Annotated in this window: 24 protein-coding genes and 1 other annotated feature; of the genes, 23 read left to right on the forward strand and 1 reads right to left on the reverse strand. The window is 49.7% G+C overall.

Annotated elements, in window-relative coordinates; translation table 11 throughout:
* Positions 1–123: 123 nt before the first annotated feature.
* The 7 genes from LZ11_RS08730 to LZ11_RS12915 all read left to right on the forward strand — a co-directional run bounded on the left by LZ11_RS08730 (position 124) and on the right by LZ11_RS12915 (position 7,387).
* Entirely contained in the window at positions 124–1,047 is a 924-nt protein-coding gene (locus LZ11_RS08730; protein ID WP_148867509.1) for a beta-1,2-mannobiose phosphorylase, read from the forward strand.
* 270 nt (positions 1,048–1,317) lie between these two features.
* On the forward strand, positions 1,318–2,682 hold the full coding sequence (locus tag LZ11_RS08735) for a PTS mannitol transporter subunit IIBC (protein WP_148867510.1): 1,365 nt from the start codon (positions 1,318–1,320) through the stop codon (positions 2,680–2,682).
* Between the two features lie 67 nt (positions 2,683–2,749).
* Positions 2,750–4,804, forward strand: coding sequence for a BglG family transcription antiterminator (locus LZ11_RS08740; protein ID WP_170240343.1), 2,055 nt, complete (start codon positions 2,750–2,752; stop codon positions 4,802–4,804).
* Between the two features lie 15 nt (positions 4,805–4,819).
* A complete protein-coding gene (locus LZ11_RS08745; protein WP_148867512.1) occupies positions 4,820–5,302 on the forward strand; it encodes a PTS mannitol transporter subunit IIA in 483 nt (160 codons plus the stop codon).
* Positions 5,299–6,441, forward strand: coding sequence for a mannitol-1-phosphate 5-dehydrogenase (locus tag LZ11_RS08750; protein WP_148867513.1), 1,143 nt, complete (start codon positions 5,299–5,301; stop codon positions 6,439–6,441). Before LZ11_RS08745 ends, LZ11_RS08750 begins: the two co-directional genes overlap by 4 nt.
* Before the next feature lie 109 nt (positions 6,442–6,550).
* Positions 6,551–6,991: an anti sigma factor C-terminal domain-containing protein gene (locus LZ11_RS08755; protein ID WP_484421979.1), complete on the forward strand. Its 441-nt coding sequence runs from the start codon at positions 6,551–6,553 to the stop codon at positions 6,989–6,991.
* A gap of 111 nt (positions 6,992–7,102) precedes the next feature.
* A complete protein-coding gene (locus LZ11_RS12915; protein WP_281282740.1) occupies positions 7,103–7,387 on the forward strand; it encodes a CC/Se motif family (seleno)protein in 285 nt (94 codons plus the stop codon).
* On the opposite strand, the gene LZ11_RS12920 is transcribed toward LZ11_RS12915, so the two are convergent.
* Positions 7,384–8,157, reverse strand: coding sequence for a helix-turn-helix domain-containing protein (locus LZ11_RS12920; protein WP_148867515.1), 774 nt, complete (start codon positions 8,155–8,157; stop codon positions 7,384–7,386). The two genes, LZ11_RS12915 and LZ11_RS12920, sit on opposite strands and share 4 nt — an antisense overlap.
* A 152-nt stretch (positions 8,158–8,309) precedes the next feature.
* On the opposite strand from LZ11_RS12920, the gene trxA reads away from it, so the two are divergent.
* The 16 genes from trxA to cas2 all read left to right on the forward strand — a co-directional run bounded on the left by trxA (position 8,310) and on the right by cas2 (position 23,394).
* Positions 8,310–8,624, forward strand: coding sequence for a thioredoxin (trxA, locus tag LZ11_RS08765; RefSeq protein WP_148867516.1), 315 nt, complete (start codon positions 8,310–8,312; stop codon positions 8,622–8,624).
* 137 nt (positions 8,625–8,761) lie between these two features.
* Positions 8,762–9,724 carry a metal ABC transporter substrate-binding protein gene (locus LZ11_RS08770; protein ID WP_148867517.1) on the forward strand — a complete coding sequence of 321 codons (963 nt, stop codon included), beginning with the start codon at positions 8,762–8,764 and terminating at the stop codon, positions 9,722–9,724.
* A 16-nt stretch (positions 9,725–9,740) separates the two neighbouring features.
* The gene (locus tag LZ11_RS08775) at positions 9,741–10,499 is read left to right on the forward strand and encodes a metal ABC transporter ATP-binding protein (RefSeq protein ID WP_148867518.1); all 759 of its coding nucleotides are present in this window, start codon (positions 9,741–9,743) and stop codon (positions 10,497–10,499) included.
* 25 nt (positions 10,500–10,524) lie between these two features.
* The gene (locus LZ11_RS08780; RefSeq protein WP_148867519.1) at positions 10,525–11,337 is read left to right on the forward strand and encodes a metal ABC transporter permease; all 813 of its coding nucleotides are present in this window, start codon (positions 10,525–10,527) and stop codon (positions 11,335–11,337) included.
* Complete coding sequence (locus LZ11_RS08785) at positions 11,328–11,753, forward strand: Fur family transcriptional regulator (protein WP_148867520.1); 426 nt, start codon at positions 11,328–11,330, stop codon at positions 11,751–11,753. The genes LZ11_RS08780 and LZ11_RS08785 overlap by 10 nt, the downstream gene beginning before the upstream one ends.
* 84 nt (positions 11,754–11,837) lie before the next feature.
* Positions 11,838–12,148: a binding site (T-box leader), on the forward strand.
* A 123-nt stretch (positions 12,149–12,271) separates the two neighbouring features.
* Positions 12,272–12,781 carry a tryptophan transporter gene (locus LZ11_RS08790; protein ID WP_148867521.1) on the forward strand — a complete coding sequence of 170 codons (510 nt, stop codon included), beginning with the start codon at positions 12,272–12,274 and terminating at the stop codon, positions 12,779–12,781.
* Positions 12,782–12,954: 173 nt separating this feature from the next.
* Positions 12,955–13,716, forward strand: coding sequence for a YlmH family RNA-binding protein (locus tag LZ11_RS08795; RefSeq protein WP_148867522.1), 762 nt, complete (start codon positions 12,955–12,957; stop codon positions 13,714–13,716).
* Positions 13,717–13,790: 74 nt separating this feature from the next.
* Positions 13,791–14,393, forward strand: a complete 603-nt coding sequence (locus LZ11_RS08800; RefSeq protein ID WP_148867523.1) for a lysophospholipid acyltransferase family protein — start codon at positions 13,791–13,793, stop codon at positions 14,391–14,393.
* 127 nt (positions 14,394–14,520) lie between these two features.
* The gene (cas6, locus tag LZ11_RS08805) at positions 14,521–15,276 is read left to right on the forward strand and encodes a CRISPR-associated endoribonuclease Cas6 (protein WP_148867524.1); all 756 of its coding nucleotides are present in this window, start codon (positions 14,521–14,523) and stop codon (positions 15,274–15,276) included.
* Positions 15,277–15,315: 39 nt separating this feature from the next.
* Entirely contained in the window at positions 15,316–17,382 is a 2,067-nt protein-coding gene (locus tag LZ11_RS08810) for a hypothetical protein (RefSeq protein WP_148867525.1), read from the forward strand.
* A 16-nt stretch (positions 17,383–17,398) separates the two neighbouring features.
* Positions 17,399–18,349, forward strand: a complete 951-nt coding sequence (locus tag LZ11_RS08815; RefSeq protein ID WP_148867526.1) for a CRISPR-associated protein — start codon at positions 17,399–17,401, stop codon at positions 18,347–18,349.
* 40 nt (positions 18,350–18,389) lie between these two features.
* Positions 18,390–19,088 (forward strand): CRISPR-associated protein Cas5, encoded by a 699-nt coding sequence (gene cas5 / locus LZ11_RS08820; protein WP_148867527.1) that lies wholly within the window; start codon positions 18,390–18,392, stop codon positions 19,086–19,088.
* Positions 19,082–21,517 (forward strand): CRISPR-associated helicase Cas3', encoded by a 2,436-nt coding sequence (gene cas3 / locus LZ11_RS08825; protein ID WP_246110777.1) that lies wholly within the window; start codon positions 19,082–19,084, stop codon positions 21,515–21,517. Before cas5 ends, cas3 begins: the two co-directional genes overlap by 7 nt.
* Positions 21,518–21,533: 16 nt before the next feature.
* Positions 21,534–22,064: a CRISPR-associated protein Cas4 gene (cas4, locus tag LZ11_RS08830; RefSeq protein ID WP_148867532.1), complete on the forward strand. Its 531-nt coding sequence runs from the start codon at positions 21,534–21,536 to the stop codon at positions 22,062–22,064.
* A gap of 52 nt (positions 22,065–22,116) precedes the next feature.
* Positions 22,117–23,109, forward strand: coding sequence for a type I-B CRISPR-associated endonuclease Cas1b (cas1b, locus tag LZ11_RS08835; RefSeq protein ID WP_148867529.1), 993 nt, complete (start codon positions 22,117–22,119; stop codon positions 23,107–23,109).
* A 21-nt stretch (positions 23,110–23,130) separates the two neighbouring features.
* Complete coding sequence (cas2, locus tag LZ11_RS08840; RefSeq protein WP_148867530.1) at positions 23,131–23,394, forward strand: CRISPR-associated endonuclease Cas2; 264 nt, start codon at positions 23,131–23,133, stop codon at positions 23,392–23,394.
* The last annotated feature ends 165 nt before the right edge of the window (positions 23,395–23,559 follow it).

Here is a 23,559-nt window from a genome sequence, read left to right on the forward strand (position 1 = left end):
GGCTCTATTTTTTCTTTCAGGTAGTGCAGGACTCATTGCCGGGACAGGAATGTAATTCCATGGTCTTTGCTAATGACCCCTGTTATAATAATTACTGAAAAATCACTTTGAGGGAGAGGATCCATGATAAAACTGGAGAGACTTACCGAAAAACCGATTTTGGAACCTAAAAGGGGCAATGCTGAGGAGAGCGAATGGGAAAGGGCCGCAGTATTCAACTGTGCCGCCGTCTACGACAACGGCCTCTTTCACATCATTTACAGGGCGTCCAATATAGGCCCCCACGAGAGGTACGGCCGTTACATTTCCAGGCTGGGTTACGCGGTGAGCTCCGACGGTTTAAACTTCAACAGGCTCAGGGAACCCATAATCACCAACGACCAGCCCCAGGAACAGAGGGGCTGCGAGGACCCCAGAGTTGTCAAAATCGGCGACACTTACTATATGATGTACGTGGGGTTCGGCGGAAGGTTTGACGGCGACTGGCGCATATGCCTTGCCACTTCCAAGAACCTTATAAAGTGGGAAAAGCACGGGGTAGTTCTCGACGAACCCAACAAGAACGCTTCTTTATTCCCCGAAAAAATAAACGGAAAGTTCGTCCTGCTTCACCGCAGGTACCCGAATATATGGATAGCCTTCTCGGAGGACCTGAAGGAATGGCATGACCACACTCCTATTCTGGAACCCGTTGAGGGCACCTGGCAGAGCGCCAGGGTGGGTATTGCGGGACCGCCGATCAAGACCCAGGACGGCTGGTTTTTAATATACCACGCCGCCGACTCAAAGAACACTTACAGGCTCGGAGCGGCACTTCTGGACCTGAAGAATCCGGCAAAGGTCATAGCAAGGCAGGAGGAACCCGTAATGGAGCCGGAGCTCTCCTGGGAAAAAGAGGGCTACGTGCCCAACGTGGTATTCAGCTGCGGCCATGCGGTCAAGGGCGACGACATCTATGTCTACTACGCCGGCGCCGACAGCGCCATAGGTGTCGCATATCTAAACAAGGCTGATATAAAATTCGAAAAACTGGAGGCTGCAGCCTGAACGAAATCCAGGGCCGGCGGGTTAAAAAATCCGCCGGCATTTTCTTAAAGACATAATAAGAGCGGAAAAACTATTTCGCCGGGCCCATGAAGGGGCTAAATGCGCTTTTATTTTAATATTTGTCACCGGAAGTTAAGCGCAAAACTTAATATCTTTTCCTTGAGCGACCTGACAAAGGCCTGTATAATAAAATCAGAAAATATAAGAAATTAATAAAATAAAGTCACTAATTCATGGTGACAAAATTTAAGATCAAGGAGGTCACAGATTATGAGGGCTAAAATTCAGGCCTTCGGGAGATTTTTGAGCGGTATGGTTATGCCCAACATAGGCGCCTTTATAGCCTGGGGTTTAATTACCGCCTTCTTCATCCCCACCGGGTGGGTTCCTAACGAACACCTGGGCAAGCTCGTTGGTCCCATGATAGTATACCTCCTGCCCCTGCTCATAGGTTACACCGGCGGCAGGATGGTTCACGGCGTAAGGGGCGGCGTCGTGGGAGCCGTGGCTACCATGGGCGTAGTGGTGGGTGCTGATATACCCATGTTTATGGGCGCCATGATAATGGGTCCTCTGGGAGGTTACGTCATAAAGAAGTTCGACGAAGCCGTCCAGGATAAGATCCCGGCCGGTTTCGAGATGCTCGTAAATAACTTTTCCGCCGGAATCATAGGTATGATAGTTACCCTGCTGGCATACGTGGCAATAGGGCCGGTGGTTCTGGGGCTCAACAGGGTCCTGGCCGCCGGAGTACAGGCCATAGTCAGCGCGGGCCTTTTGCCCCTGGCGTCGATATTCATCGAGCCGGGCAAGATACTGTTCCTTAACAACGCTATAAATCACGGCATCCTGGCGCCGCTGGGTGTGGCCCAGGTTGCAGAAAAGGGAAAATCCATTTTCTTCCTGCTGGAGACGAACCCCGGCCCGGGACTGGGGGTACTATTAGCCTACTGGCTGGTGGGCAGAGGTATGGCGAAGCAGTCGGCGCCGGGCGCAATAATAATCCACTTCTTCGGAGGAATTCACGAGATCTACTTCCCGTACGTGCTAATGAACCCGGTACTAATCGTTGCGGTTATCCTGGGCGGTGCCACCGGCGTATTCACCTTTACGATTCTCGGCGCCGGCCTGGTGGCAACCCCATCGCCGGGCAGCATCTTCGCCGAAATCGCCATGGCGCCGAGGGGAGGCCTCTTCCCGGTGCTGGCCGGTATTACCCTGTCCGCCGTAGTATCCTTCCTGGTGTCTTCGGTGCTACTGAGGCGGTTCGCCCAGGAAGAAGAGGATTTCCAGGCCGCCCAGCAGATGGTGAACCAGCTTAAAGGCGGTCAGGCCGCCGGCGCTGTTCAAAAGCGGACGGCGGTCAGGAAGATAGTGTTTGCCTGCGACGGCGGCATGGGATCTTCGGCCATGGGCGCTTCGGTTCTCAGGGGAAAGATCCGGGAGGCCGCCCTTGACGTAGAGGTGGTGCACGCGGCCATCAACGAAATTCCCGGTGACGCCGATATAGTCATCTCCCACCGGGAACTCACCTCGCGGGCAAAGGCCAAAGCGCCGGACGCGGAGCATATATCCATCGAAGCCTTTGTGAACAACCCGGTCTATGATGAGATAGTGCAAAGGTTGAAAAAATAACGTAAAAGGAAATAATAAGGAGTAACGGCGGCAGCTGTTACTCTCATTTTTTAAAGTGGTGATGCCGGTGGATCTTACGAGACGGGAAAGGGAAATCCTGAAGATACTGCTTGAAGGACCGACCACCGCCGAAAGGCTCGCCTCCCTTCTAGGAGTAAGCAGGCGAACGATCCTCAGAGACTTACCGGGGCTTTCCGAAAAGCTGAAGTCCCTCGGTATAACCCTGGAGAGAAAGGCGGGAATCGGTATCAGCCTCGAAGGCCGCAGTGAATCTATGGAAAAACTGGGATGGCTGTTGGAGCGGCCTTCGAAAAAGGTCGAGATGACCCCCGGTGAAAGGCAGCAGCTTATTATACTGTCCCTCCTGGAGCAGAAGGGCCCCAGGAAGCTGTACACCTTCGCCAGGGAATTCGACGTGACGGAAGCCACGGTCAGCAACGATTTAGACAGAATAGAAGAAATCCTTTCGCGGTACGGCATAAAGCTCCTGCGCCGGCCGGGGCTCGGGGTATGGATAGAAGGGCAGGAGAAGAACATCAGAGCCCTGGTAACGGACCTTTTTTACGAGAACTTCGATGAGACCCAGCTGGTCAGGCTCATAAGGGATAATCTCCGGGGCGGGATAATACCCGGCGGCGTGACGGCCCAGGTCAAAAACAGGCTTCTCGGGCTTATAGACAGGAACCTGGTGGAGGGGATAGAACATGCCTTGAAGGAGGCGATCGAAGAAAGCGGTATACACCTGGCCGACAGTGCCTACGCCGGCCTGCTGGTTCACATAGCCCTTGCCCTGGAGAGGTTGAAAAGCGGCGAGACCATATCCATGGATGAAGCCTTCCTGGCAAATCTGAAAAAAACTAAAGAATTCGAACTGGCCGCCCGGCTCGGTTCCAAACTGGAGTCTGCCTTCGGGATAAGCATTCCGGAAGGGGAACTGGGCTACATCACCATGCACCTTTTAGGGGCCAAGCTCCGGATGGGAGATAACTTACACGAATTATTCGTGCTGGATCATCGCGAGGTTGCCGGAGCGGCGCGGGAAATTTTGAAAGAAGCGGGACGCGAGCTGAAAAGGGACCTTCTGGAAGACGGCAGGGTTCTGGAAGATTTGGCTCTGCACCTGAAGCCCGCCCTGGTAAGGTTGAAGCTGGGGATGGAAATCAGAAACCCGTTGCTCTCCCAGATAAAAGAGACCTACCCGCGGCTCATGCAGGTGGCGAGACGGGCCGCCCGGCTGCTGGAGAAAAGGTTCCGCGTCCCGGTGCCCGAATCGGAGATAGGCTACATCGCCATGCACATAGGAGCCGCTCTGGAGCGGGGAAGGGGTAAAGAAAGGGCCGGGGTCGTACTGGTCTGCCCCAGCGGCATAGGCAGTGCCAGGATGCTGGCCAGCCGCATAAAAAAAGAACTGCCGGAATTGGAAATACTCGACGTAGTATCGGTTCTGGACCTGGAAAAGTCCCTCGAAAAACACCCCGCGGCCGAAGCGGTGATTTCCACGGTGCCCCTGGAAGTGGCTGAACCTCCGGTGTTGCTAGTATCGCCGCTGTTAAACGACGAGGATGTGGAAAATATCAGGGCTCACTTCAAGGAGAGAAGGCTGAAGGAGCGGGAAAACGACGGGGTGGTTGCCGGCCGCGGAAAGCCGGAAGAAAGGCGGGAACTGGTATTTGAGATCCTGGAGGATTTCGCGATAGAAGAAGTCGGTGCCGGCGATCTGGAAGAACTGCTGGACGCCGTCGTGGAAAAAATCGAAAGAAAACCGGGTATAACTTCTGCCGGCCGGGTAAAAAAGGACCTTCATTCCAGGGAGGTAAACGCCGGGACTGCGGTCCCCGGCCTGGGGCTCTCGGTGCTTCACGCCAGGACCGGCGGAGTGGAAAAACCCTTTCTGGGGCTGTTCCGCCTGAAAGAACCGCTAAAAATGAGAAATATGGATGGAGATACCGAAGAGGTGAGGGCGTGCCTGGTAATGCTCCTGCCCCAGGAACCATCTGCCGGGGAAATAGAAGTAATGGGGCGCATAAGCGCGGGGCTGGTGGAAGACCGGACCCTGGCGGGGATTCTCAAAGATGGTTCCAGCGGTGATGTAATAAAGGCACTGCTCCGGATTTTAAAGTAGACGGGAGGTCTTAACGTGGCATTTAACTGGTTCAAAAAAAGCCGAGAAAGCGAAAAAAAGGACGATATACTGACAGAAAGCGCCATAGTTGTTGGCGCCCGGGCTCGGGATAAATACGAGGCCATAGAAATAGTGGGCGGCCTGCTGGTCAAGGAGGGGCGGGTGGACCCCTCTTATATTGACGCCATGAAGCAGAGGGAAGACCTGCTGACGACCTATATAGGCAACGGCATCGCCATCCCTCACGGAGTCGGCGCCGCCAAAGAAAAGATTAAAAAAAGCGGGATCGCCGTAGCCCAGTTCCCCGAAGGAGTCGACTTCGGAGACGGCAATAAAGCGTATATCGTCATAGGTATTGCGGCAAAGGGCGACGAGCACCTGGATATACTGGCGAATATAGCCTCGGCCTGCGAAGACGAAAAGAGGGTTAAGAAACTCGTGGAAAGTAAAGACCCCAGGGAAGTTCTCCGGCTGCTGACGGAGGGGTTCGGAAAATGAAGACAGCAGTCCATTTCGGTGCGGGCAACATTGGCCGCGGCTTCATAGGATTCCTGCTTTCGCGGGCTGGATACCGGGTGGTGTTTGTGGATATTAACGCCGGACTCGTCGAAGCTCTTAATGAAAAAGGGTTTTACCGGGTGGTGGAAGGGGGCGAAGATGCAAAGGTTCACAGGGTCGAAGGAGTATCCGGGATTCTTTCGACGGAGGAAGAAAAGGTGGCCGGGGCGGTGGCCGGGGCCCATATAGTGACGACCGCCGTCGGACCCGGCGTCCTGGGCTCCATCGCCCCCCTGATAGCTGCGGGTATATCCCGTAGGTTGCGGTATTCTACGGACCCGCTGAACGTGATCGCCTGCGAAAATATGGTAGGAGCGTCCACATTCCTGAAAGAAAGGGTCATGGAACATCTTTCCGCCGGCGAGAGGGAGAAGGCGGAGAAGACGATGGGTTTTCCCGACGCCGCCGTGGACAGGATCGTGCCTCCGCAGGAAGGGACGGACCCCCTCGACGTAACCGTAGAGCCCTACTTCGAATGGGTTGTCGACACCGGCGGGTTTAAGGGCACAGTTCCGGAAATTCCGGGCATGAAGGCGGTAGAAAATCTACAGGCCTATGTGGAGAGAAAGATTTACACCCTGAACACCGGCCACGCCGTAGCGGCCTACCTGGGTTACGAAAAGGGCTGCGCAACCATCCGCGAGGCTCTGCAGAATCCGGAAATACTGGGAACGGTTAAAGGGGCCATGGCCGAGTCGGGCGTTTACCTCAGGGCGCGTTTCGGTTTTGGCGAAGAAGAACACCGAGCGTATATAGAAAAGGCACTGCAGCGCTTTTTAAACCCGGCGCTGAAAGACCCGGTGGTGCGGGTGGGGCGCAACCCGGTGAGAAAACTGGGGCCGAAGGACCGGTTGGTTTTCCCGGCGGTCAGAGTTCTGGAACTCGGTGTAAAGCCGGTGAATCTGGCGCGGGGGATAGCCGCAGCCCTGAGGTTCGATTATGAGGAAGACGCCGAAGCAAGGGAGCTGCAGCGAATGATAAGGGAGCAAGGGATAGATGCGGTTTTGAGCAGAGTATGCGGTATCCCGGAAGAAAGCCCGTTGAGAGATATTATAAAAGCAAACCTTATCAAGAACTGAATTATAAAAAAGCCGTTTAAAATAGGGGAGAGCACGTATTATGCATGAGTAATATGTGCTCTCTTATCATCTAATAAACTAACGATCCCATTAACCTTTCAATTATTACATTGAAATGGCACTTTCCTTTGACCGGGATTACAGCCTCGAAGAAGTGCAGGCAATGCTCCCCGGTGAAGTAAAACCGGTTTGGTACTGGGTGAATACTTATAATGAAGAAGGTTTGAACGGGCAAAAAAACGGTGAGAGAATTTTGTTTGCCAATCAGGTCTACGGAATGAAAGGGGTTAATTCCGACGGAACAACGGAAGAAGACCCCCGCCTTTCCTTTATCAGTGCAATTAATTCTGGTCTAAAACGAAAAAGCCGTTATCAGCTGCAATTCCGGAGGCTCTACGAAAGGTTGAGCAATGATAAAGGAGAAATTACAAAAGAAAATATTAGAGTTATAGGAGTGGTGGTTACGGGCGATACCGCTTCTATGAAGCTATTGAGGGACAAAAATTATATTAAAGCAGCAACCTTGGGAATAGTTATAGATAAATATTAACTCCATAACGGATTCGAGTTTTTTACAGAATCTTAATAGAAAAACAACTTGTACTCATTGACAGCGAAAAAATATTTTAATATAATAAAATCAGCAGTGGAGGTGAATGTTATGATTCAAATAGAAATAGATGAGAAGGCAAAGAATTTTATTCGGGAGAAAAACAGCGACGCCATAACCGTCAAACTTGAGCGCTACGGCGGCGGATGAGCGGGCTGCAGGTACATGCCTGCCGTGTATGTAGGCGCTCCGGCGGACAAGAACGAGTACCAGGTTCAGGAAGTCGACGGAATAAAAGTATATATAAGCCCCTTTGTCGATACGCAAAAGGGCCTCAGGATTTACCTTTCCGGTTTCGGGATGTTCAAGAACCTGGCTGTGGCTTCACCGTATTAATCGGCACTGCGGTGTTCCTTGTAAAGCTGTATAAACTTCATGATAAAGCTAAACTCTTGCGGGGTGCAGTCTGCCACCATCTCCAGGAAGGACCTCACTTTAGGGTCTGCAAAAAGCCGCTTCAGTTCCGGGTTCATGGGTCTTAAAAGCGATGTTATTTCGTCGTCATCGCCGACGAAATAACAGGGCGAGAGCGAAAGGGCCCGGGCGATTTTTTCCAGGGTTTTTATCGAAGGTTCAACCCTGCCGCTTTCTATCTGGCCTATGAGGCCGGTGGAAACTCCCGCCTTCCTTGCCAGCTCCGCCTGGGTGAGGCCGCGCTCCTGGCGAATCTTCTTTATCTTATAGCCCACGTGGGAAGTGGCTGCCATGAGGTCCTGGGCGTTCATACCCAGGGCCCCGGCTATGGCCTTGAGGGTCGACAGCGACGGCAGGGCGTTGCCCTTTTCGATCTGGCACAGGTACGTCGCCGAAATGCCCGCCTTCCCGGCCAGTTCCGAGAGCGAAATCCCCTTCTCCTGGCGAAGGAGGGCTATCCTGTCGCCTATAGACCTGCTGCTGCGGTTTTCGGTGGGCTCCGGCTCAAAGAGCGCGTTTTTCGATATATTCAGGGCGGTGGCCAACTTTTCGATGGCCTCCAGGGAGGGCTGTTTTTTCCCCCGCTCTATCTCGCTCAGGTAGGAGACCGAGAGCTCCGCCCGCCGGGCCAGTTCCTGGAGGGACATATTCCTTTTTCGCCGGAAGTTCCGGATGAGTTTCCCGTCGATCATATAATTTCTCCCTTATTATTTATTAAAAATGCTATAATTCCATTATAGTATATCCACATCATGCAGTCAAAATAAACTAAATGCGCATCGCATAAGGCGGAAATAATAAAATAAAGGCCTGTCTTTATGAATTTTAAAAAGGAGGAATAACGATGAAACCCCTTACTCTGACCGACGATAATTTTGAACAGGAAGTCCTAAAATCCGACGTGCCGGTGCTCGTGGACTTCTGGGCGCCCTGGTGCGGCCCCTGCCGCATGATGGCACCCGTAATCGATGAGCTGGCAACCGAATACGAGGGCAAGATCAAAGTAGGAAAACTGAATGTGGACGAAAATCCGAACAGCGCGGGAGCCTACGGCGTCATGAGCATTCCGACGCTCATACTCTTTAAAGACGGCCAGCCGGCCAAGAAGATGATCGGCTTCAGGCCGAAAAAGGAAATAATCGCCGAACTCGGCATATAATGGAGCGCTTTATCCGCCCTTCGACGAGGGGCGGTTATTTTTTTTTCAGGTTGACAGAAAATGCCTTGGGGGTATAATAAGTATTGGAGATTCAGTTGCAAATAATTTGCATTTATAATTTTCAGGAGGTGCCTTTTTTGAAGAGTAAAAGGGTTACCGCAGCCTTTTTGCTGGTGATGGTGACAGTCTTTGTACTTTCAGCCTGTTCTTCCAGGACCTATACCCCGGCGGCGCCCCAGGTGCGGGGGAAAATCAGGGTCTATACCACCGTTTACCCCCTTTACGACTTCGCTTCGAAGATCGCCGGAGACAGGGCCGAGGTGGTGAACGTAACCCCGGCCGGGGTGGAAGCCCACGACTTTGAGCCCTCTCCCAGGACGGTAGCGGATATTTACGAAGCGGACGTATTCGTATATCTCGGAGGGCCTATGGACCCCTGGGCTGAAAAACTTGCAAAACAGCTGGCCGGGAAGGGTGTTGCAGTTGCGGCCGCCGAAGGGGTTCTCGGTGACGAAGGCCGGGAAAAGGCCGAAAATCATGAAAATGACGAGGCCCGGGACCAGGATCATGACCATAGCTTGGATCCCCACGTCTGGCTCGATCCAATTGTTTCAAAAATACTCGCCGAAAGGATAGCAGAAGCTCTGATTGCCGCCGACGGGAAAAACGTCGCCTATTACAGGCAAAACCTCGAGGTGCTGAAAAACCGACTTGACGATCTGGATAAAAAATACCGGGAGGCTCTTTCGGGTGTGAAAAGGCGCGATTTCGTGGTGAACCACGACGCCTTCGGGTACCTGGCCCGGCGATATGAGCTCAATCAAATCGCCATCAGCGGGCTTTCACCCCAGCAAGAGCCTTCTTTTAAAAAACTTGCCGAACTTGCCCGGATCTGCCGGGAAAAGGATATAAAGTATATTTTTCTTGAGACCGCCGCCGGTTCTAAATTGGCCGAAACCCTGGCCCGGGAGGTCGGAGCCGGGATTCTGGTCCTAAACCCCATCGAGAGCTTGACGGAAGACGAAATGAAAGCCGGCGAAGACTACTTTTCCGTCATGGAAAAGAACCTGGAAAACCTGAAAAAAGCCCTGGCGGAATAGAGGGCAGGTGTAGAAAGTGAAAGAGGAAAAAAAGTTTGAGATTCCAGTGGTGGAGCTGCAGGAGGTTACCTTTTCCTATAACGGCCCGCCGGTGCTGGAAGGGGTGAGCTTCAGGGTGGACAGGGGCGATTTTATGGCCCTCATAGGCCCCAACGGTGCCGCCAAGTCCACCCTTATGAAGATCATGCTGGGACTCCTGACTCCTGACAGAGGTGCGGTAAGGCTTTTCGGCGAGGATGTCCGGAATTTCAGGCAGTGGCATAGAGTCGGCTACGTGCCCCAGCAGGGAGGGCAGGTTAACATCGCCTTTCCCGCTACAGTGACGGAAACGGTGGCGTCGGGGCTTTACGGCGGGTATATGAAGTTTTTAAAGGGGCAAGAGAGGGATAAGGCTGTAAGGGAGGCCATGGCAACAGTCGGCATCGAGCACCTGGCCCGCAGGCTCATCGGGGAGCTTTCCGGGGGACAGAGACAGAAGGTGTTCCTGGCCAGAAGCCTCGTAAAAAAACCCGAAGCCCTTTTTCTGGATGAACCCACCGCTGGAATAGACCCGGAATCCCAGGAGGAATTTTACAGCCTCCTGGAGAATCTGAATAAACATCACGGCCTGACGGTGGTCATGATAACCCACGATATAGGTATGGCCTACGGCAGAGCCACCAAGATTGGGTGTGTGGGCTGCAGGAAGGTTGGCGTGCACGAAAACATAAAGGATATTACCGAAGACCATATAGCCGAAGTGATGGGCTACAGGATAAAAAGGAAGCGCCGCTAAACCGGCGTCAGGGGAGAAGGTATATATGGAGATATTTGCGTATTCCTTCATGGTCAGGGCGTTTATCGCGGGGGTGGCCGCCGCCGTCCTGACCTCCACCATCGGGGTGTTCGTGGTGCTCAGGCGCATGTCGATTGTGGGCGACAGCCTGTCTCACGCCTCCCTGGCCGGAGTAGCCGCCGGTATGCTCTTCGGGTTCTACCCCTTTTACGGCGCCCTGCTGTTCTCCGTCCTGGCCGCACTGCTCATCGAGGTCATGAGGGCCGCCTTTAAAAGATACGCCGAAGTCGCCATAGCGGTGGTGATGTCGGCGGGCATGGGCACTGCGGTGGTGTTGATAAGCCTCGGCAAATCCTTCAATGCGGACCTCTTCTCGTACCTCTTCGGCAGCCTGATGGCGGTTACGCCGGGAGATATAAAGGTTATATCAACGCTGGGACTTTTCGTGATAGCTTCCATCATCCTCCTCCGACGGGAGCTCTTTGCCGTCACCTTCGACGAAGATACGGCCCGCCTTTCGGGCATACCGGTGAAGGCCGTAAACGCCTACTTTTCGGTAATTACGGCACTGACGGTGGCCCTGTCGGTGAGGGTGGTGGGTACCCTGCTGGTATCGGCTCTCATAGTCATACCCGCCGCCGTGAGCCTCCAGCTGGCAAGGAGCTTCAGGTCGGCCTTTTTCATATCGAATGCGGTGGCGATTTTCTCGGTGGTTGCCGGGCTCTACATTTCCTTTTACCTGGACCTGGCGCCCGGAGGCACCATCGTCCTCATCGCTTCTTCGGTGCTATTTATGGTTCTTTTGCTTAAAAAGGGGGTCAGGAAGGGATGGAACTAGAGAATCTGCTGAAACAGAGGGGCCTGAAGGTTACGGACCAGAGAAAGGCCATAGTGAAGGTGCTTAAAGACTGCAACTGTATGCTCAGCGCCAGGGACATATTCGATAAAGTGAAGCAGATAATTCCCGGCGTAAACTTTTCCACCATATACAGGAACCTGGACCTGATGAGCCGCAAGGGCATCCTGTGCGGCTTGATGGTCGATACCGGGGTGTCGCTATACGGGTTGCACCGGGAGGAAGGTCATCACCACCACCTCGTATGTAAAGGGTGCGGCAGGTCGATGGCTATAGATTACTGCCCGATGAGTTCGGTAGAAAAGGAGCTTGCCAAAAAGGGTTTTTCCCCCACGGAGCACGAATTTATAGTCTATGGTTTCTGCGGCAGCTGCGGAACTTCCGGCAGGGGGGAATGAGTTTGTCTTTATAATTTTTTTATATAAGGCAGTTGCAAATTTACCTTTGAATTGATATATATATTAATAAAAAGTATAGCAGGGTTAAATTCGATGACGGGGAAGAGTAGCCGTACCGGAAGGTCAAAGAGAGCCGCCGGCGGTGGGAGCGCGGTACCGGAAGGTTCGGTGAATGGGCCCCGGAGAAGGCGCGGCGAAAGACATATCAAGTAGCCGTGCCCGGAAGGTCCTCCGTTAATAAAAGGACGGGGTATCGCATTTTATGCCGTACCCTTATGAGAGAGCCTCTGTATACCGGGTGGCGAAAAAGCATTTCATCCCTTGGGGTGAAATGCTTTTTTTATCACCTGTGCAGGCTAATTCGGGTGGCACCGCGGAGAGCATCCGTCCCGCATGGACGGATGCTCTTTTTTTATATCTTTTCTGATCCAAGGGGGTGGTCGCCTTCTGGTTCTCGACACGATGGGGTCTTGAATTTGATATAAGTCTGAATTTAAAGGCAAAGGAGGAATTTACCAATGAAACTCAGAGACATGGTCCTTACTTCCCTCTTTATGGCCATAGGCCTTGTACTCCACCAGATAACGCCGCCTTTAGTGGCGGGTATGAAGCCGAATTTCCTGCTGGCTATGCTCTTCGTGGCGCTTTTCATAAACCCGGCCCCTAAAAATGCGCTTTTGGCCGGGATGGTGGGGGGTATCTTTGCGGCGCTCACTACCAGCTTCCCAGGAGGCCAGGTGCCGAACATCGCCGATCAAATAATAACCGCCCAGGTGGTGGCGCTGCTGATCAGGCACGGCCGGGGCGTCAGCCCGCGAATCTTTGTTCCCCTGATCAGCCTTGCGGGTACCAGCCTCAGCGGCACGGTTTTCCTGCTGGTAGCCATGATGGTGACGGGTACCCTTCCTGCGGCTTTCCCGGTGCTGTTCACTACTGTAGTGCTGCCTACTGCGGCCATCAATGCGGTGGTGACGGGTATACTTTACGGCCTGGTAATGGCCACCGGCAAGGTCGCACGGAAGGTTTAAATCAACAACCCCGGCAAAGCCGGGGATTTTTACTGAATCCGGAACAGCTTTTGGACTGAACCTTTTCCCATAGCTTTGAAAAAACAGTGCGGTGAATGTATGTATACCCCGCCCGTGAATTTTTTGATATTATTAAGAGAGGCGATATTTTTATACAGCGATGGAGGGTTAATATGGATTCCGGCAGCGAAAAAATAATTGAGGCTAAAATTAGGGATATATTCAATATAGCCATCAAAAACGGAGAAAAACGGGCGGGCAACTTCCTGGACCCTGCCGAGCAGCAGATTGCCGAAGCGGTGGCCAGAAATTTCCCCGGAGCCGGTTATTATTTTGAGGGTGGCCACGGGGAGGCGGAGAGAAAGGTGCTGGTGGCTTTTCCCGAATATCTGAAGGATGAGCCCTTCTTTGTCCCAATAAGGGCCATTAGGGTGACCCCCAGGGATCCGGACGAGCACCCGGGCCACCGGGATTATCTCGGTGCAGTGCTGGGACTCGGCATTTCCAGAGATAAGGTCGGCGATATAATCGTTACAAAGACCGGAGCCGATATAATAGTAAAAGAAGAGGTGGCGGAGTACATCGGGCTCAACCTCTCCAGGGTGGGTAACGTGCCCGTCGCCGTTGAGGAAATCTCGCTGAAAGAAGTGGCCGCCGTTGAGAGGTCGTATAAGGAAATAAAGGGGACGGTAGCCTCCCTGCGCCTTGACGCCATAGCCAGCCTTGCTTTCGGAATATCCAGGTCAAAAATGGCCCCTTATATAAAAGGCGAAAACGTGAGGCTGAACTTTAAGACGGTGAAAGACCCTTCCGCCGAAGTAAAGGAGGGCGACGTCATCTCCGCCGCCCGCCTGGGCAGGGCCAGAGTGGTCGAGATCGGCGGCAGCAGCAAAAAAGGCAGGATCTACGTGACGGTGCATAAGTACACGGGTTAACGTTGAGGCCCCTCGAAGCGTCTGATATATGCTGACATTTTTTGCACAATAATTTTGAGAAAGCGGGTGAAACGGTGTTTTACCTGCCGGCGAAACTCATCCTCCGAATTTTCTTTTACTTTACGGGCGGGGTGAAGGTGAAGGGCCTTTCCAATGTGCCGAAAAAAGGGCCTCTTATAATTGTCTCCAACCACCAGAGCATCCTGGACCCGCCGGTGCTCATGGCGTGCATGCCCCGAAAGATAAACTTCCTTGCAGCGGCCTACCTTTTCAGGATACCCGTATTGAATATCCTCCTGTCAATGGCCGGCGCTATTCCGGTAAAAAGCGAAAAGGGTGACTTTGCCTCCTTCAAGAAGGCACTTCGAATCCTGGAAAACGGAGGGGTGATCGCTTTCTTTCCCGAGGGGGGCGTAAGCCCCGACGGAAACCTGCGCCCCTTCAAGTCCGGCTGGGCCTACCTTGCCCTGAAGTCCGGCGCCCCGGTGCTGCCCGTGGCGGTGACCGGCACCCGGGACGTACTGCCCGTGGGCACTTACATACCCCGCAGGGGCAGGATTGAAGTAAGGGTGGGGGAATGTGTTCCTATGGAAAAAAAGGGGAGGGTAAGACAGGAGGACTTCGGTGAACTGAATATGATAATGGAGAATAGGTTAAAATCACTGCTTTTGAAATAGGGCAGTGATTTTTTTAGTCAAAATTTGTCGAAATATTTTTTATTAATATGGAAGGATTTTAGAGAATTTTATAGAATTTTAGCATCATAGAAACAAACATTTTTTTGTTCAGCTAGGGAGGCAAATTATGAGAGTCCGTATTTATTTCGAGCCCGTCACACTTGGAACCAGTATATATTACCCCTATTACCTGCAGACAGCATTGTACTCCCTGCTTGACGACGAGCTGGGGACATGGATGCACGATAAGGGACTGGTACTTGAGAAGCGAAGATTAAAACCAATATGTTTCAGCCGTTTAATGGGAGAATACAAATTAGATAGCAAAAGCGGTGTTATTTACTTTCCTAAAGGTGCGTCCCTGGTGGTAACCTCGCCTATTCCGGAAATTTGTCAGAGCCTTTTAACGGGGCTTTTGAAAAGGGGCGAGATAATCCTGGGAAAATCTTCTTTTCCGGTATCGAAGGTGGAAATAATAGATCCGAAGGTCAGCGGTAGCAGCATTTTGGTAAGGACTCTTTCTCCTATAACTGTGTATTCGACGATGTTGAAGTTCGATGGATCAAAATACACTTGTTATTTTTCTCCGAAGGATTCCGAATTCGCATCTCTCTGCCGGGATAACCTGGTTCGGAAAGCCCGCGCTCTGGGATGGGAAGAAAATCAGGATTTTGAAGTGAATATAGAATTTAAAGGGGATCCCAAAACTAATATAGTTAAATACAAAAACAGTTTAATTAAAGGATATAGCGGCCGCCTTATGATTTCCGGCCCTGCCAGATACCTTAAGCTCGCCCTGGACTGGGGCCTGGGGGCCAAAAACAGTGCTGGGTTTGGCTGCCTGGAGATTACAGGGGGTGGGAATCAGCAAGATAGAATTTGATGCGAATCAATATTTATTAAAAAAGGGTGAAAGTGGGAAATGTTAGTAGATAGCCTCATTAGACTCGGCAAAGTTTTAATGAGTTATTCTCATTCGCCACGGACAATAATAAAAGAGCTTTCTGGCCTGGGTGATCCGCTGGCAGGAGGTTTTCTTCAAAGGATTTACATCGTAGAGGTGTACCGCAGTCTGGAGCCGAAGATAGTTTGCAGCCCGCCTGTATGCTGGGGGGATTTTGAGGATGCCGGAGGAAAAAAATCAAAAAAGAGCATTTTTAGGCCCGATTTCGAAAGGGCTATCGGCACCCCTTTCTTTCTTCCCCAGGGAGGCAATCCGAGAAAACCGCAGGGCTATTACCCGGTTCCCGTATACATAGTGTATGATGGAGACTTCAGGGAATTCTCCGGAAATGCCGATAAAGTTGCCAGCTTCCTGAAAGGTAGGCTTGCCAGAACGGAAGATCCATCTTTAACCGAAGATGAGTTGAAGATATGTGCTGAAAGCATATCAAGCAGAGTGCGTGAAACAAATATTTCCGATAAGGGGAAATTACAAGCCTTGATAGCAATATGCATAGTCGATGAAGACTCTCCCTACCGGCTAAAACCTTCCGGAGCAAGGATAGATGAAAGGGTAGAATTCAAAGTCACCGACAGTTTCGCCTATCCGGGCATGGCTGTTTACGCCGACCTTACCAAAATCCTGGACAGGCTCTGGAGGGCAAAGCTTACTGAAGGTGCGGAATCTGGACAGATTGATAATGGAATATGTGTGACGTGCGGAAAAATTGATAAACTCGTTTCGCTTTATAACAAATCGTGGCCGCTTTTTCTCCCTACCTGGAGCTGCCCGCTTCCTCAGGTGACCGCAAAAAAAGAGTTGAACCTGGCAGAAAAAACCGGCGGCCTTTGCCAAGATTGCTATAAAGCTTTGACCTACGGGGCAAGTGCTTTCAGGAGCATGGAAAAAGATATTCCGGGATGGCTTACAAAAGAGCTGTTCGCTCCGGTTGACAGCCCCGGCGGAAGGGATAATAAAAAAGCGGGGACCGCGTCGGTTAAAGTAACAGGATGCGCATATCCCGCCCCGGTGGAAATCACCCTTTCCGAAGAAGATATGGAATTTTTAGGGGAAGAAATCTCGTTGATGGTATCAAGAGAGCATGCCGCGGGGAGAAGGGTAAGAGATATTCAGTCAGTGGTCGGCTTCGAAAGCCTGATATCCGAGGAGGGGCTTCAAGATGCTATGAGGCTTTACATCGTATATTATTCCGGCGACAGGAGTAAGGGCGATGTGCACCTGAGGGCCACGATGGAAGATGTGCTTCCTTCTATCTTAATAAAACTGGACGATGTTGCAAAAAGCACAGCTATGTCGGTTGCCGAGTTGTCGGAAGAACTTCACGGCAGTAAAAACGAGGAGCATTACGGGCAAATTAGAAGCCGGTACGGTTCTATTCCATGGCTTCTCGCCAACGCCTACGGCCCGGGTTATATGTGGCAAACACTGGAGAAAGTAATGACCGGAAAGAAGCTGGATCATGGAAGCTTTATAGCCGGCTGCGGACACAGAATGTCCGCCCTAAGCAGAACCTGGCCCGATTCTCAATGGAAGATATTTGGCGAGGTGCTTTTCTTTCATGGTTTTGCTAGTTTTTTATCAATATACCATTCAACTTTGGGCATAGAAGGGGGTATGTGTGAATTGAGCGACTGGAAAGGACTAAGGAAATTGGTAGTGGAAACACCGGCAGAGGATATGGTTTTGGATACTGTTGAAAAAGTTGGATTTGCAGCGGGGTATGTAATACAGGAGTTCAGCAGGAGATATTATGCGGTGAAAGCAAAAGATTTTATAAAACACCGGGTTATGGTTTTCGGCAGCAGCCTCTCACCGGATGTGATATGGAGCAGGGGGCTGGCCAGGCTGGAGGAATATGCCAAAAACTTAGACATTTACATGGAACCGGAACTCAGCAAAAAGAATGCCGTTACCATGCTGGCCTATAACCAGCTTCGGGACCGGATTAAAGCCGAAAAGGATTTATTTATAGCCTCGTTTTGGAGCGGATACGCACTTTCGGCGAAAACATCTGAAAAAAACTAAAAAGGAGTGATGTTTTATGCCTGAAATCGCAAGGACCGGAGAAATACTGTTTGTAAAGAGCGTAAAGGACGGAATCCCCAACCGTGATCCCCTTAACGACAGCGATGCCAGAAGGATATTCGGAGAAGATGACGGCAGAATATCATTGAGCGATGTCAGTATCAAACGGGATGTCAGGGATTATATCCTGCATCGTTTTCTAGATGGAGGCCCGGATAAAAAGTATCATGTCTTTGTTCGGCAGGAAAAAGGAGAAAACGGTAAACTTCGGGACAGGAAAGAACTCGCGAGGAAGATTATCGCAGATGTTTCTGGTGAAGATATTTCTGATAAAAAGCAGGCCCTTATGTCAGCAGCTTTCGATGTCAGGGTGTTCGGTGCCGTTTATAGTGTGGGAGGAGAAAGCTTCAACCAGACAGGGCCGGTTCAGTTTGGCTGGGCTCATTCCCTTCATCCCGTTGAAACTCGATACGTGCAGGGAACCGTAGTAATTCCTTCGGAGGATGCAAGCAAAGAGCAGGGTTCCATCTGGACCACATATATAGTTCCATTTGCGGTATTTTGTATGCCAGGAGTCATAAATGAAAGTATCGCTAGGGAGACTGGCGCGACCCGGGATGATATAGAACTGCTGCTGGAGGCGCTATGGAAGGGCACGCTGCACAGGCAGGCCAGGGGTAGAGGAATACAGCAGCCGTGCTTCTTGCTTCACGTTGAGTATTCCGATCCTTTCTTCCGCATAGGATACCTGGAAGATTACATCTCCCTGGAGCCCGGGCGAGAAGCATGGCTGGGAGGCAATCCTCCCACATCCCTGGAGCAAGTGAGGTTAAACGTGGACCGTCTGGCAGAAGTGCTGGACCCGGAGGGAGAGTTCGGCAATAAGATTGAAAGGATACGGTACTGGGTGAACCCTGCCCTGACGATCAGCTGTGAACTTCCTGGAACCTGCGAAAAGATATGGTAGCGGCACTCCGGGATGTAAAGCTAAGGGCAGGTGAGAAAATTTGAAACTGCTTGTCTTCGAATTGCGCGGCGATCTCGCACATTTCCGCAGACCTGATGGAATAGTAACGCACCCCACGTATCCTGCCATGACAAGGACCGTGCTTTACGGCCTGATCGCATCTATTCTGGGGAAACGTGAACTGGATGGCGAAAACTGGATGGGATATTCCATTCTCAAGCCTGTTCGCACTGTAGCCCAGGAAATGTCTATGCTTGGGAAGGGCTGGATGGGTGACGGCGGAGACTCATTCAACCGACCCACATCGATCCAGCTAATTGTAAACCCCCACTACCGCGTATATTATGCGGGATATCATTTTGAAACGCTCACAGAAATGGTCAGGGAAAAACGCAGTGTTTTTCATACTTACCTGGGATCTGCTTTTTGCCTGACGTTCCCAAGGTTTACGGGTGTCATCGAGGCTGAAGAGATATCGCCGGTACCAGGAGATATCCTCACCGCAATTACGGTAGTTCCTGCGGATCTGGTTGAAAGTTTGCTCCCCGAAAGCGGAGAAAGATATATACCCATGAGGGGAGCTCGCTACTCAGTTGACTGCGACAGGAATTTTAAAGGGACTCTTAACTTTATCATTGAAGAGTCCGGCAGGCCGATAAAATTTAAAACAAGAGGCTGTACTGGTTTGGTCAATTATCGCATTCTGAAAGTTGAAGATGGAGTGATTTGCCTGTGGTGATTCCTTTCAGGGAGTGCGTCGCTCGACCGAAGTCCGGGGACGGGAATCCCAATCTTCTTACCGACCATCTCCTTGCGGTTGCAAAATTTATAGGCGATCCCAAAGGAGACGATGAAAGTAGGATGAGATTCCTGGCGGGCCTCTGCCATGATGCCGGTAAGGCTGCAAGACGATGGCAAATGTATATCTTATCTAAGGAAGAAGGAAGAGTGGCTGTCTCGGGCGGCAGCCACTCTCCTCTAGGAAGCCTGATATTTTTCGTTTGCAGCGAACAGCTGGTGACTAAAGATTTGCCCAGGCGGTTCAGGGAGTATCTGATTACGCAACTCACCCTGGATATTGCAGGGCATCACGGTTCAATCAAAAATATTGACCCGGCATGGCCACCGTGGGAAGAGGCCCTTTTGTCTGTCGAAGGGGTTCATTCCTATGAAACTGTAGACCTTGACGGATTTTTCGATTTTGTGAGGGGATTTTTCCCTGAAATAACACTTACATCTCGTAGTTTTGTGGATAGGCTTCAAGGGATAGATAGAAGATGGGCTGTAGTTGCAGATAAAGCTCTCGGGTATGCCCAACGTTATATTGATAACAGTGCGGATCGGGACTCTGCAGCAGCCGGCTTAATAATAAGGGATCGGACGTCGGCCATGATTTCAGCTGACAGGTTTCATGCTGCGGGCTTAGATTTTGCTTTTTTCCATCCGGAAGAAGCCAGAGTGGCTATAAATAATCTTGCGGAGGAATGCAGTCGCCTGCAAAAAAATGCTGCGCCGGAGACTTTACGAATTGTAAAACTGAGAAACGATCATCAAAAGAAAGCAATGGAGACTTACAGGACTTTCCACGATAGGTTAATTTATTCACTGGAGCTTGCTACCGGACTTGGAAAAACGCTCACCGCCCTGAGGATAGCCCTGGAGGCCGTGGCTTCGGGCAGGTGCAGCCGTGTAATCTACGTTGCTCCTTATATATCAATTTTGTCTCAGGCCACCAATGCCATCAGAGAAGCTACGGGTATACCCGATATAATTGAACATCATCATCTATCATTTCTCGAAATGGATTACGAGCACCTGAGATCAGAGGAAGATGGAGCCTTCCTTATTGATTCATGGCAATCCAAAATCGTAACTACTACCTTCAACCAGTTTTTCCTGGCGCTATTCCCGATAAGGGCACAGCACACGGTTAGGATACAGGCTCTAGAGAATGCCTTTGTAATAATCGACGAACCTCAAATTATTGAACCGAAAGCATGGGCTGCCTTCTTGAAGACTCTCGAAGCGGCTGCGAAACGATTGCATTTTCAGTCGATTTTATGCACGGCGACACTTCCGTACGCCTCTGATTATCTCAGCGAAGAATATATCTGTCTTTCAAGGGGAGATTCTTTAACTTCGCGTTATATTGTAAAAACTTTGGAGGATAAATGGGATGTCCAGACTCTTGCAGAGCTGGCTGTAAAAAAGTTAATGGAAAAAGGTTCCGTAGCGGTAATCTTAAATACTGTCGCTGATGCAGCCAGGGTTTACATGGCGGTGAAAGACCTCATCTTACGGGGGAACTTTGAAAATATAACCGGAATAGATATTTTTAACCTGACGGGATGTATGACTCCCCTTCACAAATCCGCATGGATCTCAAGAATAAAGGATTCATTAAGGAGAGGAAAAAAATGTATAGTAGTCTGCACTCAGATTCTTGAAGCGGGTGTAGATTTGAGTTTTCGGTGTGTAATAAGAGCGCGTCCTGTTATACCTTCAGTAATTCAAGCCGCGGGACGCGGCAACCGGCATGGGGAAGGGGATCCGGCTGAAGTATTGGTTGTGGATTTTGTAAGGGATGACGGTGAGGACCCAAGAAAGTATGTTTACAGAAATCCTATATTCAGGGAAGTGACAGATGAACAGCTTAGAAGCTGTGGGGAATTTTCGGAAAAGGATTCCAGGGAGATTATAGAAAACTTTTACAGGGAAGCTTTCAAAAGAAACCCACCAACCGGGAAAATGCGGCTGATATATGAAGCAGCTATGGGGCAATGGTCCAAGCTAGAAGAAATCGAACCCTTTGAAGGCGATTACCCTAAAGTGATGGTATTTGTGCCACGAGTATTTAAAGGCTCCGGTGGTCCGGACATCCCCGAAATAATTCAGCGCGCTATGAAATATTTCGGCATATCCGGGGTTTCGGATATATATCAGCGCTACCTTGAAAAGGGATTCTGGAAGAGTTTGTCCTTTCGGGATAAAAAACTCTTCATGGCGTTGATCGAGCAGTTCTGCGTGTGCGTAAGTGTCAAAAAAGCTGATTCCATTGTAACAATACCCGAAGGCGCCTTTATAGGCAGTCTGGTGGATGATAGAATTTATAGCGAAGATACGGGGATGGCTCTTTCTGAAGATAGTACGGAATTTCGGATGTATTGAAGATTATTATCCTTGTATGCTACTAAGGGAAGGATTAAAAGTGTCAGGCAAAGAGATTAACATTACCGGAACACTAGTATGGTATTACTTTATATGTCCCCGTCAGGTATGGCTTATGTCCCATAATATAAATCCTGATGAAGATGATGAAAATGTGGCGATTGGGCGGTTTTTACATCAAGAAAGTTACGCAAGAGAGCGGAAGGAAATAAGTTTTCACGGTGGGAAAGTAGATGTTCTGGGGACCCGAGATGGACAGATTGTCGTTGCGGAAATAAAAAAGAGCAAAAAAGCAGAACAAAGTGCGAGGATGCAACTTGCTTTTTACCTTTATGAGCTAAGAAAGCTTGGAATAGAGGCAAAGGGAGAACTAAGATATATCGAGGAAAAACGAAAGGAACAGATTGTTTTAGACGAGCAACTAACGGTAGAAGTGGAAAATGCCATGGTCCGTATACTGAGGTTGATGTATGAACCAGTACCTCCAAAGCCTCAAAAGATAAGATGGTGTAGTAATTGTGCATATAAAGAATTCTGCTGGGCTTGATTTTTCATTTTTAATTTACATATCAATATGCTTTCAAGGAGCTTTTCGTCGTATGAAAAAAGCGATTTATATTTTTTCAAGCGGAGAACTTAAAAGAAAAGACAATACCCTTTACCTTGAAACCGAAGACCGAAAAAACTATATACCCGTCGAAAATACCAGTGAAATCTATATTTTCGGAGAAGTAGACATAAACAAGAGATTCTTGGAATTTGCATCCCAGAACCAAATAATAATTCATTTTTTTAACCATTATGACTACTATGTGGGCTCCTTTTATCCGAGGGAGTTTCTTAATTCAGGCTATATGATTTTGAAGCAGGCCGAATACTATCTGGATAAAGGAAAAAGGATGGCAATAGCACGGGAATTTGTGAGAGGTGCGGTAAAAAATATATTACAGGTTATAAGGTATTACATAAATCGCGGAAAAGATCTAGCTCAAATCGATGAAAGGATCCGCGAACTTGAAGGCAGAATGGATGATTTTAATGAAATTGATGAACTCATGGCTATAGAGGGCAATATCAGGGAATGTTATTATTCTTCGTTTGATAAAATATTAGAAAATCAAGACTTTAAGTTTTACAAAAGGACTACAAGGCCACCGAAGAATAATTTAAATTCCCTTATAAGTTTTGGAAATGCAATGATTTATACGGTTACGCTTAGTGAAATATATAAAACACACCTGGACCCTCGCATCGGTTTTCTCCATGCTACCAATTTCAGGAGGTTTACCCTGAACCTCGATGTTGCAGAGATTTTCAAGCCGATTATAGTCGACAGGGTAATACTTACCCTTATCGGCAGAAAGGTGATAACCAAAGACGATTTTGAGCAAGATTCTGAAGGGTTGATTATTAAAGAAAAAGCCAAAAGGGAGTTTATAAAAGAACTGGAAGAAAAACTATCAACCACTTTCAAGCATAGGCAAATTGGTAAAAACGTTTCATATAGAAGGCTTATAAGGCTCGAGCTATATAAATTGGAAAAGCATCTCATGGGTGAACAAGAATACAGCGCCTTTGTAGCCGGCTGGTAATCTGGAGGCATAAGAATTTGCATGTTTATAATACTTGTATATGACGTGGGCGAAAAAAGAGTGGCAAAGGTGTTAAAAATCTGCCGAAAATATCTTACCTGGGTTCAGAATTCGGTCTTTGAAGGAGAAATAACGGAATTGGCGTATAAAAAATTAAAACTGGAACTGAAAAGAGCAATAGTGGAAGATGAAGATTCGGTTATTTTTTACATATTAAGGACGATTAAATATTCCGAGCGAGAAATGCTTGGGAGAAAAAAGGGCGGAGAGGAAATATTTCTATAAAAAATGTCGTCGACCTCCGGTGATGCAAAAACCCCCGGAGGTCGACGACAAAGGCTAATTACGCTTAAAGTCAGAATTAACACTGTTTTAGAAGGATTTTTTTAGTTAGTAGCGAAATAAATATAGAAAATTAAATAAACGTTTTTTCTGCTTAAAACTTTAATT

Source organism: Thermosediminibacter litoriperuensis (genome assembly GCF_008124715.1).
GTDB lineage: Bacteria > Bacillota > Thermosediminibacteria > Thermosediminibacterales > Thermosediminibacteraceae > Thermosediminibacter > Thermosediminibacter litoriperuensis.